This window comes from uncultured Eudoraea sp., assembly GCF_947258525.1.
Taxonomy (GTDB): Bacteria; Bacteroidota; Bacteroidia; order Flavobacteriales; family Flavobacteriaceae; genus Eudoraea.
Window position 1 is genome coordinate 11,579 of sequence record NZ_CAMYIP010000078.1, and the last position, 19,013, is coordinate 30,591.

Consider the following 19,013-nt stretch of genomic DNA (forward strand, 5'->3'; position numbering starts at 1 on the left):
CAATCAATCAAAATCACGAAGTTCATGAACAAGATTGTACTACTTTCTATCCTTCTATTGGGTGGCGTAACACTTGTTAAAGGAGCAATAACTGATTCAGATGTTGTGTTCGGCAGCATTAGTGGCAGGGTAGTTGACAATGTTCACAATCAACCGGTGGCATACGCAACAATACTGATCAAGCGAGCTTCAGATAACACCACAATTACCGGTGGAATCACAGATAAAGATGGTACATTTCAAATAAAAAAATTACCTGAAGGTTCTTTTATTGTTGAGGTTCAATTTATAGGCTTCAAATCGCAAATACGGCGGATTACATTATCTAAAGATAATCGCAATCCGGATTTAGGAGTTATTTCGCTTAAAGAGGAAGCCGAAGAACTATCAGGTGTGGAAGTTGTTGCTGAACTAACCACTATTGAACAGCGCCTAGATCGGAAGGTAGTAAACGTGGGTAAAGACCTTATTACATCGGGAGCCACAGCCTCAGATATTATGAATAATATCCCATCTGTGAATATAGATCAGCAAACCGGACAGCTCAGTTTAAGGGGTAATCCAAATGTAAGGGTTATGGTTGATGGCAAACTAACCAATGTGCCGGTTGCCCAATTATTAAGACAGATACCATCTACTTCCATAAAGTCTATTGAATTAATTACTAATCCGTCTGCCAAATATGTTCCGGATGGAATGGGCGGAATCATAAATATAATACTTCATAAAAATTCAAATATTGGATTTAACGGAAGTTTAAATACGGGGCTTACCGTTGGTCAGGAAGCAAAGTTCAATAGCTCAATTGATCTAAACTACAGGTATGGGAAGTTCAATATTTATGGAAATTACGGAAACAATATAGGCAAATATGTAAATAATGGATTTATATACAGAATTGACGAAAATTCAGAACAATTATTCAATTGGCTGGATAATCGTAAATCCCATTTATATAAACTTGGTATAGATTTTTATCTCAATGATAAGAACACCATTTCGTTTTTTACGAATCAAAATCATTTTGATGGAACATCGAGCGGAGAAACAAAAGTTACTTATTTTGATGATCCACCTCTGAATACGAATCAAATTTTTAATAATGAGAACGCTAACCTAAGTGAGCAATACAATTTTGACTATAAACTTGAATTTGAAAAAGAAGGTCATAATATTGAGTTGGAAGTAGACTATAATAGGTTTACAGATGACGAGAACGCCGAATTTAAATCTACAGGAAATACCTTATTCCCTGATTATGAGGATTTTGTAGACACAAGAAGAGATCAGACTATAGTAAATCTGGATTATATAAATCCATTAGATTCTATTTCCAAACTCGAGACCGGAATTGAAGTTAGAATATTTGAAACCAATGTGGATTATTCCTCTACCGGATTAACATTTGAACCAGATGGAACACTTGTTCCTACCCCGGATACTAACTTTGTTTATGGTATGGACATATACGCGGTTTACGCCAATTTCGGTCAGAATTACGACAAATGGGGATATCAGGTTGGGCTGCGTGTCGAAGATGTTGAGGTTAAGGCAGATACAAACCAACTGAGAGCATTCACCGATAAATATACTGAGCTTTATCCCTCGGGTTATGTTACTTATAGTCCATCAGAGAAAAATACGTTTCAAGCAAGTTACAGCAGGCGGGTAGACCGCCCGGGGTTAACGCAGGTAAATCCTATCCGCGAATGGGCAACACCTTTGATATCTTCTTTCGGCAATCCAACTCTTGTACCTCAGTTCACTAATTCGTATGAACTAAATTATACCAGACGAATGAAAAATGGCAGCATTACTTCAGGTGTGTTCTATAGAAGTATTAAAGATGAAATTAACAGGGCTGTTTATATAGACAGACTAGATCTGAACAAGCTTATATTAACCCATGATAACTTCGATGACACCTCGGCCTATGGCATTGAGATCTCAAGTAATTATAAAGTAACTAAATGGTGGAGTTTTAATGCCAGTTTTGATTTGTATTCACAAACGCAGCGAGGAGTTACTGAGAGTCTGCAAACTGATAATAATACCGCTACAATAGATGACATTATTATTGAGGAAATTGAAGTGGAAAATACAGCCTGGAACTTCAGAATGAATAACAGTTTTAAAGCCACCAAAAATCTTACTTTTCAATTATTTGGATTCTACAGAGGACAAAACAGAACCATTCAATTTGAAGTAGACCCCATGTATTTTGTCAATCTCGGTGCTCGTTACAATTTCGCGAATGGCAGAGGTACGTTCAGTGTTAATTTCAATGACGTTTTTAATACTATGCGCTTTTCAGTAACCGGCGATCAGCCTTATGACCAGATAGGAGAATTCAGATGGGAGAGTCAAACGGTTTTTGCAGGAATTTCGTATCGGTTTGGAAGTGGAAAAAACAAAGCTGCCAAAAGAAAAAGAAGAGATAGCAATACAAAGCAAAGTGGGGGTGGTATTTTATAAATAGTAATTGATATAATATACAGAGTATTGGTTGGTTATCTCTTGTAATATTTGTCAATTAAATAATCCCCGGCTGATTAGTAGGGGGTTTTAAATTTAGGAGGATTCATCAAATATTCCAGTGGGCAAACCATCCAGACTTTTAACATTCTTCAGACCCATATATTCGTTTAGTCCGTCCACACCTTTATTTTCGGCCCATACGTTGAGTAAGTTTCGTTCCCCTTTATAATCCATCAAAGGAACACCGAACCCGCAGGAAGTCTGGACAAGCTTTATTTTCATATCAATTAGTTGCCTGCTGCCCGCTATTTCAGGAAACTGTCCAATATGCTTATTCCAAAAGGCATCTCGCTTATGGAATGTTCTTGCTTCGCCATAGAGACGTAAAATCAATGGTTTCCCTTCAAATGCACAAAACATAATAGTCATCCTTTTGTCGTATTGCAAATGGGTAGCGGTTTCGTTCCCACTTCCGGTAAGGTTTAACCAAAGAATATTGCTGTTATCTATAATTCTAAATGAATCCATTCCTTTAGGAGATAGGTTAATAGATCCATCTTTAATGGCAGTGGCTACAAAAAATAGTTTTTGTTTAGATATAAAATCTATGTGTGTTGAGTTCAGACTTTCAAAACGCTTCCCCATGCAAATTTTTTTAAGTGTTTACCATCTGATTATGGCACTTCCCCAGGTAAATCCGCTCCCAAAGGCAGCCAATACTACCAGATCTCCTTCTTTAATTTTACCCTGCTCCCATGCTTCGGTGAGGGCTATGGGAATAGAAGCCGCGGTGGTATTCCCATATTTCATAATATTATTGTAAACCTGGTCATCTCCCAACCTCATCTTGTGCTGAATAAACTGGGAAATTCTCAAATTAGCCTGGTGGGGAATTAGCATATCAATATCCTTTGGTTCAAGGTTATTGGCCTTTAACCCTTCCATAATCACCTCACTAAAACGAACTACGGCATTTTTAAAAACAAACTGCCCGTTCATATAAGGAAAGTAAGATTCGTCATCTGGATCGTTGTCTTTTAATATATCTAAGACCCATCTTTTTCCCATGCCCGGAGCTATTAAGGAAAGTTCTTCCGCATGCTCACCTTCTGAATGCAAATGAGTAGACAAAATTCCTTTAGAATTATCCTCCTCCCTGGTAAGAACGACGGCGCCGGCGCCGTCTCCAAAAATTACCGAAACACCCCTACCCCTGGTGGTCATATCAAGGCCGCCAGAATGTAATTCTGAACCTATTACTAGCACGTTTTTATACATCCCGCTCTTGATATATTGATCTGCAAGAGAAATTCCATAAACAAAGCCGGAACATTGATTTCTTATATCTATTGCCCCTACGGTTTTTATTCCCAGATCTCGTTGTGCCAATACGCCCGGTCCGGGGAAGTAGTAATCTGGGCTTAAAGTTGCAAATACTATAAAATCTATTTCGTCCTTATCTATCCCTGCCCGCTCAATGGCTATTCTGGCCGCCTTCACACCCATACTGGACGTAGTATCTTCACCTTTTATAACATGTCTCCTTTCCTTTATTCCCGTTCTTTCCTGGATCCATTCGTCATTGGTATCCATAAGTTCAGAGAGATCATCATTTGTTACAACATTCTCGGGTACAAAATAACCCAGTCCAATAATCTTTGAATTATACATTACTTGGTTTGCGTGTTAGTTAATCTGAAAAGAATTGCCTGTACGTCTGCAAACAATCGTGCAAGAAAAATCATTCCTTAAATCTAAGATAACTAAAAAATAATTGATGATTTAAGTAAGTTCCCGCACTAAGTTAAGTACTTGCGATATGAATTTACCTCGACATTTGCCTTAAGATCATGCAAGAGATTGAATAGTCCGAAAAAAGTTCTGTTAATGTATAGAAAATGCTTAGAGCCCCTGTTTCCATTCATTTTTCGAATATGTTCGTCTTTGGAATAACGTTCCCCTAGGGCAGCAATTCTTGACCAGAATTGCTCATTACCAAAATCAAAGAATTCATCGTGGAAAGGAGTTGTAAAAAGACCAAGCATTTCCTTAAATAAGGCTTTAAAAAATTTAACCTCTATTTCCGAATCTGAAGGAGACAGTATTTCTAACTCATATAACTTTTCCATGAAAATGGAGTCATTTTCAATATTCTCTTTTTTGGCAAGTTCAAAATACGGTACATAAAATTCATCAGGGACTTGCTTTATACATCCAAAGTCAATTGCCACCAATGTTTCCTCTTTGCTAACCAGGAAGTTTCCAGGATGAGGGTCTGCGTGAACCTTTCTAAGCCCGTGTAACTGGAACATATAAAAATCCCAAAGAGCCTGACCTAATTTATTTCCTAATTCCGAATCAAAGTGCTGTTTAGTGAATTCACTTAAATGCCTCCCATGCATCCAATCCATGGTAAGTATTCGTTCACTCGATAATTCTTTGTAATATTTGGGAAATTCTAAATTTGGGATTATTCGACAAGCTTTTGTGATTTCTTCACTTTGTGTAAACTCAAGGCTATAATCGGTTTCTTCAAGAAGTTTAAGCTCTACTTCTTTAAAGTATTTATCAGAATCTTTTCCCTGAAGATTAAACATCCGTATAGCAATAGGTTTAACTATTGCCAAATCGCTGCTTATGCTCTCAGCTACACCGGGGTATTGTATCTTAACTGCCAGTTCCTTTCCATCTTTGGTTGCTTTGTGAACCTGACCTATACTTGCGGCATTAATAGAGTTACGTTCAAAAGAATCAAAGATTTCTTCCGGGAATTTGTTTAAATACCTTTTAAAAGTTTTACGAACTAAAGGAGCGGAAAGAGGAGGTACTGAAAATTGAGCCAAAGAGAATTTTTCTACATATGCTGATGGCAGTAAATTCTTCTCCATGCTAAGCATTTGTGCCACTTTCAGTGCGCTGCCCTTTAATGATTTAAGACCATTGTAGATATCAGACGCATTGTCTTCATTCAATTCCTCTTTATCGTGCTCGGGATTTACCAATTTTTTACCATAATACTTGACAAAATTTCCACCGACTTTGACACCAGTTTTTACAAGCTTACCTGCCCTTTCAATTTTCCCAGTGGGAATTTTATCCAGTGTTTTCATTTAAAATTCGGTTAAGATGATTAGGAAAAGTTTTCTTTGAACAAAAATTTTCCAAAATCGATGATACTATCCAGAGGTGTATTATCAAAAACATCAAAAATGGTTTTGACAGATTTTTCTATTGCTATATCTGTCTTTTCAAAATCTGCTGAGGTATCTTCCATCCAAAATTTAAGGATAAATAAAAACTGAACCCAGGCACCTTCTGAAAATAATCCAGGGTTATGTTGTGTGATTCTGGAACTTTTTTCACTATTATCCTCTTCAATCAATTCTTTTGCAAAATTTTTGATTCCTCTGCGTACCCCCTTCAATTGTTCTAAATTTTTCAAAGGGTTTTTGTCCTCATTCAAAACGAAAAGCACATAGCTACGATTGAGCTTAAGCATTTCAAAAAAAGTAAAAAAGAAAGTCAGCATTTTATCCTGACTAGAAAACTCATAATATTCCTTGTTTTTAGATAATAACTTCATGGTATTCTCTAAGAACAAATCCCAAATGGCTTTTTGTATTCCTGTCACAGAACCAAAGAACTTGTAAAATTCTTCCTCTTTTATTTTGTTTTCCTTACAAAATTTGAAAACAGATTTAGGAACGGCTTCCTGTTCCAGCACAAAATTCATGTAAGCAGCTATGATATTTTCTTTAGAGGGCTTTTTTGCAGTGGTTTTAGCAGTCATATTCTATTATATTTATGTTTATCTTATTAACTTGTTTATTAAACATTATGTAAATCTATCCCCAGCCAGATCATTATAAAAAAAGTGTGCTTTCAGGGGAAAACACACTTTTAAACAACCTAACCAATTAATAAACAATCTGATTACAAAATCAAAAAACTTTTTCATAGCAATTGTTTTTCGCAATCACAGGTCAAATATACATAATGTTTAATGATTATTTATATTTATTAAACATAAAATTTGTTAAAATTTCGATCGTGAAGTTTTTCAGAGAAGTTAAGTGTCAGTTTGTCACCTATCTACAATGTGGTACTTTTTTTGCCATGAGTAAGTAATAATATAAAAACAATAAAATATGGCTACTGGTAAGATTAATGTTTCAGTTGAAAACATTTTCCCATTAATTAAAAAATTCCTTTACAGCGATCACGAGATATTCTTACGCGAGTTAATTTCAAATGCGACGGATGCTACACTTAAATTAAAACACCTAAGCTCAATTGGTGAGGCAAAAGTTGAGTATGAAAATCCGATGATTGAAGTGAAGATAGATAAGAAGGGTAAAAAACTTCATATCATTGACGAGGGGATTGGAATGAATGAAGAAGAAGTTAAAAAGTACATTAATGATATCGCCTTTTCCGGGGCTGAAGAATTTCTTGATAAGTACAAGGATGCAGACAAAGACTCGGGCATCATCGGACATTTTGGCCTGGGCTTTTATTCTTCCTTTATGGTTGCAGATAAGGTGGAGATTATCACTAAAAGTTATAGGGATGAACCCGCAGTGCATTGGAGCTGTGATGGATCACCAAAATTCAGCTTGAAAAAATCTGACAAAAAAGAGCGCGGTACAGAAATAATTTTGAGTATCGCAGATGATTCAACTGAATTTTTAGAGGAGAACAGGATATCTGAATTGTTGCGGAAGTATAATAAATTCATGCCCATTCCAATTAAATTTGGAACAAAGACAGAGACACTTCCAAAGCCTGAGGATGCGAAAGAAGAAGATCCGGCTCCAACACAAGAGGTTGATAATATCGTAAATAATCCTAACCCTGCCTGGACTAAGATACCGGCAAATCTAAAAGATGAGGATTATAAGAATTTTTACAGGGAATTGTATCCAATGCAATTTGAAGAACCGCTATTCCATATTCATTTAAATGTGGATTACCCCTTTAATCTTACAGGTATACTCTATTTCCCTAAACTTACTAATGACCTGAACATTCAGAAGGACAGAATTCAGCTTTATCAGAACCAGGTTTTTGTAACAGACAATGTTGAAGGAATAGTTCCTGAGTTTTTGACTATGCTGAGAGGGGTAATTGATTCCCCGGACATTCCCCTTAATGTTTCCAGATCGTACTTGCAGGCAGATGGTGCCGTTAAAAAGATTTCCTCATACATTACAAGAAAGGTGGCTGATAAGCTTACCTCTTTATTCAAAAATAATCGTGAGGATTTTGAGCAAAAATGGAATGATATTAAGATCGTCATTGAATACGGAATGTTGTCAGAAGAAAAATTCTTTGAAAAAGCTGACAAATTTGCGCTATATCCTACGGTTGATGGCTCGTATTTCACATTTGAAGAGTTGAAAGAAAAAATTAAAGACCTTCAAACAGATAAAGACGATAAATTGGTGGTGCTTTATGCTTCAGATAAAGAAGCACAACATAGTTATATTGATGCAGCCAAAGCTAAAGGCTTTGAAGTATTGCTTCTTGATTCTCCGATTATATCGCATTTGATGCAAAAATTAGAGACTTCTAATGAGAAATTATCTTTTGCCAGGGTTGATGCCGATCATCTGGATAATCTGATCAAAAAAGAAGATACTCAAATAAGTAAATTATCTGATGATGAGAAGGAAAAGCTGAAGGCTAATATTGAAAGTGTAACTACAGATAAAGGTTATACCATTCAATTAGAGGCTATGGACAGTAATGCTTCTCCTTTTATTATCACAGAACCGGAGTTTATGAGACGCATGAAGGAAATGCAGCAAACCGGTGGTGGTGGTATGTTTGGTATGGGTAATATGCCCGAAATGTATAATTTAATAGTAAACATAAATCATCCACTTGTAACTGAGATTCTCGGAACAAAGACGGCTAAAAAAAGAGAACGGTTAATAAATCAGTCTCTTGACCTTGCCAGGCTATCAAAAGGCCTGCTTAAGGGAGAAGAGCTTACTAAGTTTATAAGCCGAAGTTATGAGATGATTAAATAGGTCATTTTTGGCTTATAATTAATTCAAAAAATTCATGTTCAATGAATGCTTCACGGGTGTACTCAAATTATCTCTAGGATAATTCCCAGTGCCCCGTGAAGTTTTTTATTCTAATTTTATTCCTTTACTTGTCTATGAATTATTCCTGGCATTTTCTGCTTATGTCTGTCATGTATATCCTGGCAGGGGTAATGCATTTCATAAAACCAAAAGCCTACCTCCGTATCATGCCAAGGTATCTTCCTTTTCACCGACTTTTGGTAATTTTAAGTGGAATTGCCGAAATACTTTTAGGAATAGGTATATTGATAGCTCCGCTTAAAGATCCTGCCATTTACGGTATTATAATAATGTTGGTCATTTTTCTTACGGTCCACTTCTATATGTTATCCGAAAAAAAAGCATCGGCAGGAATCCCCGCTTGGATTCTTATCCTTAGAATCCCGCTGCAGTTTGGTCTTATGTATTGGGCGTACTCTTATTTGTAGCATTGAACACCATTTTAAATATGGAATACTTTTCTTAATGCTCAGTTTAAGGTATATCTGCTTTCCAAATGCTTTTTCAATAAAACAATTTGCACATAAATAAAGAATGTAAGTCCTGCTAAGCCATAAACCAGCGTATTAGGTAATTGTAAATTTTCCAAAGTATTCATAATACCTATGTTGTGGGTAGCTAGCTCAGTAATGCTAGGTATCCAGCTGACATTCAGGTCTGAATTTCCAAAAATTATATAAACTGATAGAAAAATAGCAATCCCGGCTAAAACTAACCAACTTGTTCTAGAAATCAAGGGTTTATAACGAGTTACCATACTTTTTTCATTTTGAGCGGCTATTTTTGACATAATACTTTGAGTAAAATCATCAGAAGGTGCCTCAAGTCCTGCATTATTTACAACTTTTTTTATAAAATCATCAAGCTGTTTATCTCTATTTTCTTCCATAGCTATGTATAATTTCTTTTTCCAAATTATTTTCTAATATTTTTGCCAACCGCTTTCTCCCTCTAAACAAACGTACTTTAACCGTATTAGGGGCCAATCCCATAACTTTCGATATTTCATTCATTGACAGCATTTCAAAATAATAAAGGGTAATTAAAACAGCATCTTCACCGGGTAATTCCTGAATTGCATGTTTTATAATTTCCGCTCGTTCCTTTGCTTCCATCCCATCTAAAGCATCATCCATTGATGCAATCTTATATTCTTCTGAAATATCCAATTTGGTTGTCTCAACCCGTCTCTTATTCTTTTTTAAATAGTCCAAACTCCCATAATAGGCAATCTTATATAACCAGGTAGAAAACTTGGAATCACCTTTAAAATATTTCAATGAACTATACGCTTTAATAAAAGTGTCCTGGGCTACTTCCTCAGCATCTTCACGGTTTTTTACGATTTTTAACGCCAGAGTATAAACCATGTGCTTATACCTGTCTACCAATTCGGCATAGGCATTACTTTCCCCTCTTATTACCTTTTTAATAAGGTACTCGTCTGGTTTCTGGCTCATTTGTCATATAAGACGTTCACAAATGTATTCTGGTTACAGAAAATATAAAAAATAATATTAACCTGTAACCATCATGCAAATTTTTTCGTCATACCCTATGAACAAATTGTTTAATCCATTAAAACTAAATAAAATGGGAGGAGAAATAATTATAGTTGCACTCATATTCGGGGCAATCTTTGGAGTTTTTTATTTGTATTTTTCAACACGAAATAAAGAACGACTTGCATTAATTGAAAAAGGTGCAGATGCAAGTATTTTTGTGAAAGGAAAGCGTGGACACGCCGCCCCTTTCTGGAAGGTACTGATACTTAATTTATCATTATTACTTATAGGTGTTGGATTGGCCATATTTATTGCCTCTGTATTTGTAAATGCTATGGGCATGGATGAAGAGGTTGCATATCCGGCAACGATTTTCCTAATGGCCGGTCTTGGACTTTTTGCAGGTTTTACACTTACAAAAAAATTGGACAAAGAGGAATAAACGTGTAACTCCATAATCCTGGAAATGAAGCCATCGCATAGTATTGCGATGGTTTTTTTATTTGCAGTAGAATAATTTGGTTTAAAGCCTTAGTTTATTGAACTTTAAGGTTCTTAATCATAGTTAAATGGATGATGATGTTATTTCTTTAGTACACGCCTTAGGAGTATTTCAGGGGCTAATTTTAGGAGTAATACTTCTTTTTATTAACAGAAAGAATAAATCTACCTTCTTTCTCGGTTTGTTTCTCATTGGATTCGCCATTGAGTTTTTGCCTGTAATTTTAAAGGATTTTAAAATTCTTGAAAATCATCCCGGACTTCTTTTGCTCCCGATTAGTTTTTCCTGGATATTATTTCCGCTCTTCTTTCTGTATGTTCAAAAGATTTCCATTTTTGCCCATGAGAGAGTTACTTACAGAATATTGTACCCCGGAGTGATTTCTATTCTTTTCCTTTTTATTTTGTTTTTATTACCTGAATCAACCAAGGAATACCTGCGTGGAACCTACCTTTTCGAAATATTTTTTGTTTTAGGACTTTCTTATAGCCTGTACATTGTTGTTCGAATTGATAAATATGTTCGCAATCACACAGAAGAAGTAAAAAATCAATTTGCAACGGTCAAAAACAGACAACTACAATGGACAAGATTTTTTATAGTTTTTTGTTTTGTGCTTGTAGGAATACATATTGGCACCTTATTTATAAAAGTAGCTCCGGTTTTAGAATTACTGATTTCCTGTGCCAGCCTTATCCTTGTCTTCTCAATTGCCATAAGCGGAATAATTCAGTATAATGTGTTTTCTGCGGTGCAACATGCCAACTTACCTGTTAAAGCAACAATTAAGCAAGGTGTATCAAAAGAAAAAGTGTTAGATCTGATTAATAAGATTGATGACTACGTGATTGATACGGGTATTTATACAAAGCAGGACCTGACTGTAGTTGATATTTCCACAGCCCTTGAATTACATCCTAAAGATGTCTCCAATGCAATTAATAAACATTACAATAAGAATTTCAATACGTATATAAATGAATTCAGGATAAAGAAAGCACAGGAATTACTGCGCACCGATATTCTAAACAATCTGAGTATTGAAGGAATTAGCCGTGAAGTTGGCTTTCACAGTAAGGCATCTTTTTACGCGGCATTTAAAAAGGCTACCGGGACCACTCCAATGAATTACCATATTGAAACTTCAAAAAGCTAGCGCAAAAAAAATACGCTTAAAGTTGAATTTTTAATCTCTAAAATCAATTGCTTCCTTTTTTCAGTTTATAATTCTGAAATCAATACTGCTTCAGGATGAAATTTTAAAGGTAAAACAAGTCTTTTGACAATCTTTGCACACTGAATTCATCAATTGTGCATGAATGTCTAATGTTCAAGTAGTTAAGAAAGTGTATTACTATATGTTGAATTTAGGTAGTTCCCTATAGGGTCAATTAATTGGCCCTATTTTTTTTGATTCTTTAATACAGATTTATAAAAAAATGTTCATGAATTTAATAGAGTTAAGTCCGGAAGGAAACTTTGAAAGTTGGGAAGTCACCAGATTGAATGAATTGAGATCTGAACAATTCGCCGAATCATTGGGCCATTCTCCTATATATGAAAATGAAGAATTCAGATTATACAATATTACTTTAAAACCAAAGGAAAGACTCCCTTTTCGTAAAATAACCAATGATTTCAGCTATACTTTTATGACAGACGGTTTTGGTGTTTTTCATCTGGGAGATGGAAAAATAAAATTTGGACAGTTCAAAAAAGGTGATGTTTACTATTATAACATAGAACAGCAAGGTGAGGTTATTATTGATTTTGAGAATATGAGTCTTGGGGATTTAAAATTTATGGTATTTGAACTAAAACCAAGATCATAGGCTTCATTCTTATCATCTAGATTACGTACAAACCAATGATCTTTGCCCAATCTGGGTATCCTTTAAACAAATCAAGGGTGTTGATTTGTATTTAATACATAGGCTTGTTATCTTCAAAACATGCGCGTATTATCTACTAATATTGGAAATTTAACCCCAATAACCTGGAATGGGAAGGAACTCCACACAGGTATATATAAATACCCTACGAATTCCGCTTTATTGCTGGAAAAAGAAACGGTAGCAAATGATGCTATAGCAAACCGAAAAGTTCATGGCGGGATTTACAAAGCTTGTTATCTCTTTTCCGCTAAGCACTACCCTTATTGGGAAAAACGCTATCCTAATCTGGATTGGAATTGGGGAATGTTCGGAGAAAACCTGAGCATTAGTGACATGGATGAAACCCAAATTAGAATAGGTGATATCTATAAAATTGGTTCGGCATTAGTGCAGATAACTCAGCCAAGGGAGCCTTGTTTTAAATTAGGCATTAGGTTTGGGACACAGCAGATTTTGAAAGAATTTATTGATCATGGCTTCCCCGGGATGTATGTAAGAATACTTGAAGAAGGCAAAGTATCTCCGGAAGATGAACTTAAACTTATTAAACCTTCGGATAATTTATTAACTGTCTATCAATTTTTTCAATTGCTTTATGCAAAGAAGAAAGATAAAAAACTCGTAAAACTAGCCTTAGAAAATATGGCTCTACCGGAAAACAAAAGAGTTGGACTAAAAAAATACTCATAAAAAAAGGGGCTAAAAAGCCCCTTTAAAACCAAACTAAACAATCTACTAATTAACTACTATATCTTCATAGTAGATATTTTTACCTTCTTTAACTACTACGGTGTACTGGTCTTCGTAGGCCGATTCGAAGTTAAAGGCTTTAGTTATTACTGTTTCGTTCTCAATTACCTCTTTGTATAATGTGCGGTTATTACTGTCAAAAACTTTGATTTGCACATCTTTACCCTCCAGATTAAGTAAATTAAGAAAGAGTCTATCTCCCTTGATGCGGAATACAGGCTTTGTGTTTTCAATTCTTTTCAGAATTTTCACCTCTTTATTCTCAACACTTATAGGATAGACCAACGTCCTTAAGGCATCTTCTACTTCAAAGTAATAAGAACCACTTTCAAGTTCATTCAGATCAAACTTCTTAGAATAAGAGGTTTCTGAAACTTTCTCAGAAAATATGATGTTCTGATCTTCATCAATTATCTTAAGAAAGGTCTTGTCGTGTTGCGTGTCTAATTCTACAACTAAGCTTTTGGATTCACCATTTTTTATCAAGCTTAATTTAGGTTCTCTTGCCATGCCAACTACTGTAGTAAACATTAAGGCGATCATTGCGGTAAACTTCAAATTTAATTTCATAACATTTCGTTTTAGAGTTAATGAATAATTTACAGGGCAAACTTACACCCAGTAATTCACCCGAACTACAACAAGATTTTCAAATTTATATCCTATTTTAACTCAAGTTTGAGTAGTTTGAAGCATACAGGTTAATATTCCACATATTTTAGGTAATTTTGCAACAATCTTAAAAATAAAGGTTGAGTAATTTTACATTATCAATCATTAAAAAATGAAAAAGTTAAAACCGGCTTTTGAAGCCATTGCCCCGAATTTCGGGCATTCATTTACGTATCAAAAATTTGATTCTACTAAACACAACAAAGACAATTTATGGCACTATCATCCCGAAATAGAATTGGTTTATGTTAACGGAGGAGCGGGGAAACGGCAGATTGGAAGTCATGTTTCCTGCTATACAGATGGCGACTTAATTTTAATTGGAAGTAATTTACCTCATTGTGGATTCACGGATAAGTTTACCGGAAATAAAAGTGAGATTGTAATACAAATGAAGGAAGACTTTTTGGGTAATTCTTTTTTTGATATTCCCGAGATGAAGCAAACCCGGACTTTGTTTGAAATTGCGAGAGGTGGTGTTGCATTCTTTGGCGAAACCAAAAATATTGTAGGTGAAAAACTGGAAAAACTTAAAAATGAATCGGATTTTGAACAATTATTGTCCATTTTGTCCGTATTGAATGAGCTGGGAAATTCCAAGGATTTTAAAGTATTGAATGCAGAGGGATTTTCATTTAAAACAGATATTGAGGATAACGACCGAATAAATATCGTTTTTAATCATGTAAGAAATAATTTCAAAGAAGAGGTAACCCTTGCCGAAATTGCAGATAAAGCAGGGATGACAGTTCCATCATTTTGCAGGTACTTTAAAAAAATTACGAACAAGACCTTTATTCAATTTGTAAATGAATATCGCCTGGTGCACGCATCAAAATTGCTTGCTGAACAACCTATGAGCATTACTGACGTTTGTTATGAAAGTGGTTTTAATAATTTTTCACATTTTAATAAATCATTTAAGGGATTTACCGGTCAAAGTCCATCGGAATTTCGGAACAGGTTAAAAAAGGTAGTCCAATAACAGAAAAAACTGCGAAAATTGTTGAAACTGCAACTCAGGGATAGTGATATTACTTATTTCTCCGATTTTCTCGATCGTGAGAAGGCCAGTGCCTATTTTGAGATGCTTAAATCTTCGGTGCCCTGGCGTCAGGATGAAATAAGAGTTTATGGTAAGATATATTCACAGCCCAGGTTAACGGCGTTATATGGAAATAATAATCGCTCTTATTCCTATTCAGGTATTGTTATGAAGCCTATGCCATTTAATGAAACCTTATTTGATGTCAGGGAAAAAATATCGAGCCTGACTGATGTTGAATTTACGAGTTGTCTTCTAAATCTTTATAGAGATGGCAAGGACAGCAATGGGTGGCATTCAGATGATGAAAAGGAACTGGGAAAGAATCCGGTAATTGCTTCTGTTTCACTGGGGCACGAGCGCTATTTTCATCTGAGGCATAAGAAATTAAAGCATTTAAAGCACAAGATCCTCCTGGAACACGGAAGCCTTCTTCTTATGCGTGGAGAAACACAACATTTCTGGCATCATCAAATAGCCAAAACAAGAAGGCCTATAGGAGAAAGGATTAATCTCACTTTCAGGGTTATCGCATAATAAAAAAATCGACTTGTAGAAGTCGATTTTTTTATACCTTTTGTTTTGGTGCTGCATACTATCTTTAACACTTTGGTATACTATGTCAATTTCCTCATATACAACCTTATTAAAATAACTTAAAATAATGATGAAAAGACATAAACCATCGCCATACCCCCTATTTATTAGACAAATGGTATTCTAATTTTTTATTTATTCCAGCCTAACTAAAAATATCATTTAACACTCTGGCCAAACGCAACCCCCCTTTTTGCAATTGTTTCTCCACCATGTCCCAATATTTATAGCTATAGGAATACCTCAACTTTTCACCTTTCTCAACTGAGTTATAAATTTCGTCAGCCAATTCCTGCGATTCCGCTACCCAATCCAGAATGGTCCCTTTTTTTATTTCTCTGATCTGTTCTTTGCTAAGAGTTGGTAACTCCCTTGAAAGTTCACTATAACTCATTCCATAATCGTCAATCATATGTGAGTCCCAAACCCGATGCAAATTACTTCCTTTTCCAAACCACTGCAGCTGAATATCATTTCCTCCTTTATCTTTTTTGCGCCCGGCATGTAATGGTTGATGTAGATCACCGATTAAATGAATCAGCATTTTTAAATAAAATACTTTGTCTTCTTCAGCACTGCTCTCATTCTTTAGTATTTCAATACATCTTTGAATTCCCATTACCAAATCACCATTAGGGCTTGGTTCTATCTCTGAATATTTCTTGCCCGATGGTATATTTACGTAATGCCAGGCTGAGAAATTTTTAAAGGCCCTATCCGACTTAATTGCATCTGCATAATTAGAAACTGCTGCCAGACTTTGCCCCTTCAGCAATTTTGAAACTGCCCGTTTGGTTTTTCTGTTCAAATGACCCTGAGCTAGTTCCCCAACAACCCGATGCCCTGTTTTTGCCCAGAAATTTGAATTACCCATTACCAAATGGACACTTAAAAAAAGTAATAAAATTATGCTCCTCATAACTAATTTTTTTCAAAATTAAAGAATAGGCATTAATGTATTGTTAAGGCATGGCTTATTTTCATTAATAAATGTCATCTTGCACCTAAATTTTATCAAAGTGATTTTTAAACGGATAAAATCTCCGCTTTTACGGTATTCGCTTATAATAGCCTCCCTGTTCATTGGGATAACAGCAGTTTTTGTATTTAGTATTTATTTTGGAGTATGGGGAGTACTTCCGGACAAGAAGTCATTGGCAGAAATTCAACATCCAAGGGCTTCGGAGATATTCACCGCTGACAGTGTTCTTATTGGTAAATATTACCTCAATGACAGACAGCCTATACTTTATAAAAACATACCAAAACATTTAATAAATTCTCTAATAGCAATTGAAGATGAACGTTTTTATGATCATTCTGGCGTAGATTATAAAAGTTTGTTCCGAGTTGCGATTAAAACAATTTTATTACAAAATGAAGCATCCGGAGGTGGTAGTACTTTAAGCCAACAATTGGTCAAAAATCTTTATCCAAGAACTAGAAATGGAACATTTTTTTTGGCTATTGATAAAATCAAAGAAATGATAATTGCTTCCAGACTTGAAAAAATATATAGCAAGGAAGAAGTTTTGGAGCAATATCTAAATACGGTTTCCTTTGGCGACAATACTTTTGGAATAGAAAGCGCTTCTATAAAATTCTTTGGCAAAGGAGCTAACAAACTCCGTATTGAGGAATCAGCAGTTCTTGTTGGAATGCTTAAAGCCACTTACACATATAATCCAAGAGTTTTTCCTAAAAAAAGTTTACAAAGAAGAAATCTGGTATTGAAGGCCCTGGAAGAAAATGATTTTATTAAAACAGATGAAAAAGACAGCCTCATGTCACTGCCGTTGGCCTTAAATTATACTGATTACGATCATAACAGTGGATTGGCGCCGTACTTTAGGGAAGAGGTTCGAAAACGAGTCTTAAGCTGGTGTAAAAATCAAAATGACCAGGGAAATTCTTACAACATTTATACATCAGGACTCAAAATTTACACAACCCTCGATTATAAAATGCAGATTCTAGCAGAAGAGTCAATGAAAACTCATATGAAAGGTCTTCAAAGAAAATTTGAAAAGAGTTATGGTAATTCGGCTCCCTGGCTAACCAATAAAGATTTAATTCTTAAAGTAGTTAAAAATTCAACCGCCTACCAGAATCTAATAGCACAAGGGTTAAATGAGCAACAAGCCTTGAATGCCTTAAGAAAGAAGAAAGTCATGAGTCTTGCTTCATGGGACGGTGAAATAGAAGTGGAAATGAGTTCAATAGACAGTGTTGCACATTACATGAAATTTCTCAATACCGGTTCCATCTCAATAGATCCAGGTAGCGGGGCGGTTAAAACATGGATAGGTGGTGTGAACTACAAAGTTTTTAAATACGATCATATTTCTCAAAGCAGAAGACAGGTAGGATCTACCTTTAAACCTATAGTGTATACAGCGGCATTGGAAAATAAAATAGCACCCTGCACTTATTTTTCAGCCGAAGAAGTGGAGTATAAAAATTTTGAGGGTTGGTCCCCTTCAAATTCCGGGGATAAAGATGAAGTTTTCATGAATTATTCCATGGAACAGGCTTTAAGTAATTCAGTAAATACGGTTGCCGTAAAGGTTTTGGAAAAAACAGGAATAGAAAATGTCATTGATCAGGCTAAAAAGATGGGGATCACTTCAGATTTACCGAATTTACCATCATTAGCGCTAGGTGCAGGCGAAATAGGTGTTGAAGAAATGGCGGGAGCCTATGCTTGTTATGTAAATAAGGGCAGAGCCGTTAAACCTTTTTTGATAAGTAGTATAACTAATTATCAGGATTCTATACTTGAAACCATTAAGCCAACCATTTCTCCTGTTCAGTCATTTAATGAAGAAAACAGGCAAATTATGGTAGAATTTATGAAAGCAACAATTAATGAAGGTACAGGTTCCAGAATACGCTATACGTACGGACTAGAAAATGATATTGCCGGCAAGACCGGAACAACACAGAACAATAAAGATGCCTGGTTTGTTGCTATTACTCCTAAATTAGTTCATGTAACATGGGTTGGTTTGGACAATCATGAAATTGGATTTAAGAACACTTCACTTGGGCAGGGGGCCAGTGCTGCATTACCAATTTTCGCCCTTTGGATGCAAAAATTAAACAGGGAGAAAGCTTATAACTACATAACCCGGGCCAGGTTTATGAAGCCGGATGCGGCAGTCGTTGCCATGCTTGACTGCGAACCTGAAAAACGCGATGGTTTCTTTAAAAGACTTTTCAAAAATCCTAAAAGGAAGAAAACCAAAAATTTCAAAGAAAAAAACTAGCTTAAGTTAAATACGTTGAAATTTTGGTAATCTTTTAAGACATTAATCTTGCAAAATTGTTTTCTTTTATTTTCTTATAAAGGTTGTAAATCAATTAAAATCCTAGATAGAAATACGCTAAAATATGTCGTTCACAATAGAACCCGGGTCGTTCGCAGAAAAGGTAATGACCTCTAAATAAAAAGGAAGACCTTTGTGCCAAATT

Annotated in this window: 18 protein-coding genes; 10 read left to right on the forward strand and 8 right to left on the reverse strand. The window is 35.3% G+C overall.

Going from position 1 to position 19,013, the window contains the following annotated elements:
- Positions 1-24 precede the first annotated feature (24 nt).
- Positions 25-2,475 carry a TonB-dependent receptor gene (locus Q0X89_RS05945; protein WP_297692109.1) on the forward strand — a complete coding sequence of 817 codons (2,451 nt, stop codon included), beginning with the start codon at positions 25-27 and terminating at the stop codon, positions 2,473-2,475.
- A 96-nt stretch (positions 2,476-2,571) separates the two neighbouring features.
- Here the strand turns inward: Q0X89_RS05945 and Q0X89_RS05950 are convergent, their stop codons facing one another.
- From Q0X89_RS05950 to Q0X89_RS05965, 4 genes are all read right to left on the reverse strand, one after another.
- Complete coding sequence (locus Q0X89_RS05950; protein ID WP_297692111.1) at positions 2,572-3,123, reverse strand: pyridoxamine 5'-phosphate oxidase family protein; 552 nt, start codon at positions 3,121-3,123, stop codon at positions 2,572-2,574.
- Between the two features lie 18 nt (positions 3,124-3,141).
- The gene (locus tag Q0X89_RS05955) at positions 3,142-4,149 is read right to left on the reverse strand and encodes a 3-oxoacyl-ACP synthase III family protein (protein WP_297692113.1); all 1,008 of its coding nucleotides are present in this window, start codon (positions 4,147-4,149) and stop codon (positions 3,142-3,144) included.
- A gap of 128 nt (positions 4,150-4,277) precedes the next feature.
- Positions 4,278-5,588 (reverse strand): AarF/UbiB family protein, encoded by a 1,311-nt coding sequence (locus Q0X89_RS05960; RefSeq protein ID WP_297692115.1) that lies wholly within the window; start codon positions 5,586-5,588, stop codon positions 4,278-4,280.
- A gap of 20 nt (positions 5,589-5,608) precedes the next feature.
- Complete coding sequence (locus Q0X89_RS05965; protein WP_297692117.1) at positions 5,609-6,268, reverse strand: TetR family transcriptional regulator C-terminal domain-containing protein; 660 nt, start codon at positions 6,266-6,268, stop codon at positions 5,609-5,611.
- A gap of 358 nt (positions 6,269-6,626) precedes the next feature.
- Between Q0X89_RS05965 and htpG the strand changes: the two genes are divergently transcribed.
- Positions 6,627-8,513, forward strand: coding sequence for a molecular chaperone HtpG (gene htpG / locus Q0X89_RS05970; RefSeq protein ID WP_297692120.1), 1,887 nt, complete (start codon positions 6,627-6,629; stop codon positions 8,511-8,513).
- Between the two features lie 134 nt (positions 8,514-8,647).
- On the forward strand, positions 8,648-9,001 hold the full coding sequence (locus Q0X89_RS05975; RefSeq protein WP_297692122.1) for a MauE/DoxX family redox-associated membrane protein: 354 nt from the start codon (positions 8,648-8,650) through the stop codon (positions 8,999-9,001).
- A gap of 41 nt (positions 9,002-9,042) precedes the next feature.
- Here Q0X89_RS05975 and Q0X89_RS05980 read toward each other — a convergent pair whose 3' ends face one another.
- The gene (locus Q0X89_RS05980) at positions 9,043-9,462 is read right to left on the reverse strand and encodes a hypothetical protein (protein WP_297692124.1); all 420 of its coding nucleotides are present in this window, start codon (positions 9,460-9,462) and stop codon (positions 9,043-9,045) included.
- The gene (locus Q0X89_RS05985) at positions 9,449-10,033 is read right to left on the reverse strand and encodes a sigma-70 family RNA polymerase sigma factor (RefSeq protein ID WP_297692126.1); all 585 of its coding nucleotides are present in this window, start codon (positions 10,031-10,033) and stop codon (positions 9,449-9,451) included. The genes Q0X89_RS05980 and Q0X89_RS05985 overlap by 14 nt, the downstream gene beginning before the upstream one ends.
- Before the next feature lie 133 nt (positions 10,034-10,166).
- Between Q0X89_RS05985 and Q0X89_RS05990 the strand changes: the two genes are divergently transcribed.
- The 4 genes from Q0X89_RS05990 to Q0X89_RS06005 all read left to right on the forward strand — a co-directional run bounded on the left by Q0X89_RS05990 (position 10,167) and on the right by Q0X89_RS06005 (position 13,165).
- On the forward strand, positions 10,167-10,520 hold the full coding sequence (locus Q0X89_RS05990) for a DUF6249 domain-containing protein (protein ID WP_297692128.1): 354 nt from the start codon (positions 10,167-10,169) through the stop codon (positions 10,518-10,520).
- 127 nt (positions 10,521-10,647) lie between these two features.
- A complete protein-coding gene (locus tag Q0X89_RS05995) occupies positions 10,648-11,736 on the forward strand; it encodes a helix-turn-helix transcriptional regulator (protein WP_297692129.1) in 1,089 nt (362 codons plus the stop codon).
- Positions 11,737-12,025: 289 nt separating this feature from the next.
- Positions 12,026-12,412 carry a hypothetical protein gene (locus Q0X89_RS06000; protein ID WP_297692131.1) on the forward strand — a complete coding sequence of 129 codons (387 nt, stop codon included), beginning with the start codon at positions 12,026-12,028 and terminating at the stop codon, positions 12,410-12,412.
- A gap of 120 nt (positions 12,413-12,532) precedes the next feature.
- The gene (locus Q0X89_RS06005) at positions 12,533-13,165 is read left to right on the forward strand and encodes an MOSC domain-containing protein (protein WP_297692133.1); all 633 of its coding nucleotides are present in this window, start codon (positions 12,533-12,535) and stop codon (positions 13,163-13,165) included.
- 45 nt (positions 13,166-13,210) lie between these two features.
- Here the strand turns inward: Q0X89_RS06005 and Q0X89_RS06010 are convergent, their stop codons facing one another.
- The gene (locus Q0X89_RS06010; protein WP_297692135.1) at positions 13,211-13,795 is read right to left on the reverse strand and encodes a hypothetical protein; all 585 of its coding nucleotides are present in this window, start codon (positions 13,793-13,795) and stop codon (positions 13,211-13,213) included.
- Positions 13,796-14,009: 214 nt separating this feature from the next.
- Here Q0X89_RS06010 and Q0X89_RS06015 point away from each other — a divergent pair, with 214 nt between their 5' ends.
- Together Q0X89_RS06015 and Q0X89_RS06020 are read left to right on the forward strand one after the other, a co-directional pair.
- On the forward strand, positions 14,010-14,882 hold the full coding sequence (locus Q0X89_RS06015; RefSeq protein WP_297692137.1) for an AraC family transcriptional regulator: 873 nt from the start codon (positions 14,010-14,012) through the stop codon (positions 14,880-14,882).
- Positions 14,883-14,903: 21 nt separating this feature from the next.
- On the forward strand, positions 14,904-15,479 hold the full coding sequence (locus Q0X89_RS06020) for an alpha-ketoglutarate-dependent dioxygenase AlkB (protein ID WP_297692156.1): 576 nt from the start codon (positions 14,904-14,906) through the stop codon (positions 15,477-15,479).
- Positions 15,480-15,684: 205 nt separating this feature from the next.
- Here Q0X89_RS06020 and Q0X89_RS06025 read toward each other — a convergent pair whose 3' ends face one another.
- Positions 15,685-16,458 carry a S1/P1 nuclease gene (locus Q0X89_RS06025; protein ID WP_297692139.1) on the reverse strand — a complete coding sequence of 258 codons (774 nt, stop codon included), beginning with the start codon at positions 16,456-16,458 and terminating at the stop codon, positions 15,685-15,687.
- A 100-nt stretch (positions 16,459-16,558) separates the two neighbouring features.
- On the opposite strand from Q0X89_RS06025, the gene Q0X89_RS06030 reads away from it, so the two are divergent.
- The gene (locus tag Q0X89_RS06030) at positions 16,559-18,808 is read left to right on the forward strand and encodes a transglycosylase domain-containing protein (RefSeq protein WP_297692141.1); all 2,250 of its coding nucleotides are present in this window, start codon (positions 16,559-16,561) and stop codon (positions 18,806-18,808) included.
- The last annotated feature ends 205 nt before the right edge of the window (positions 18,809-19,013 follow it).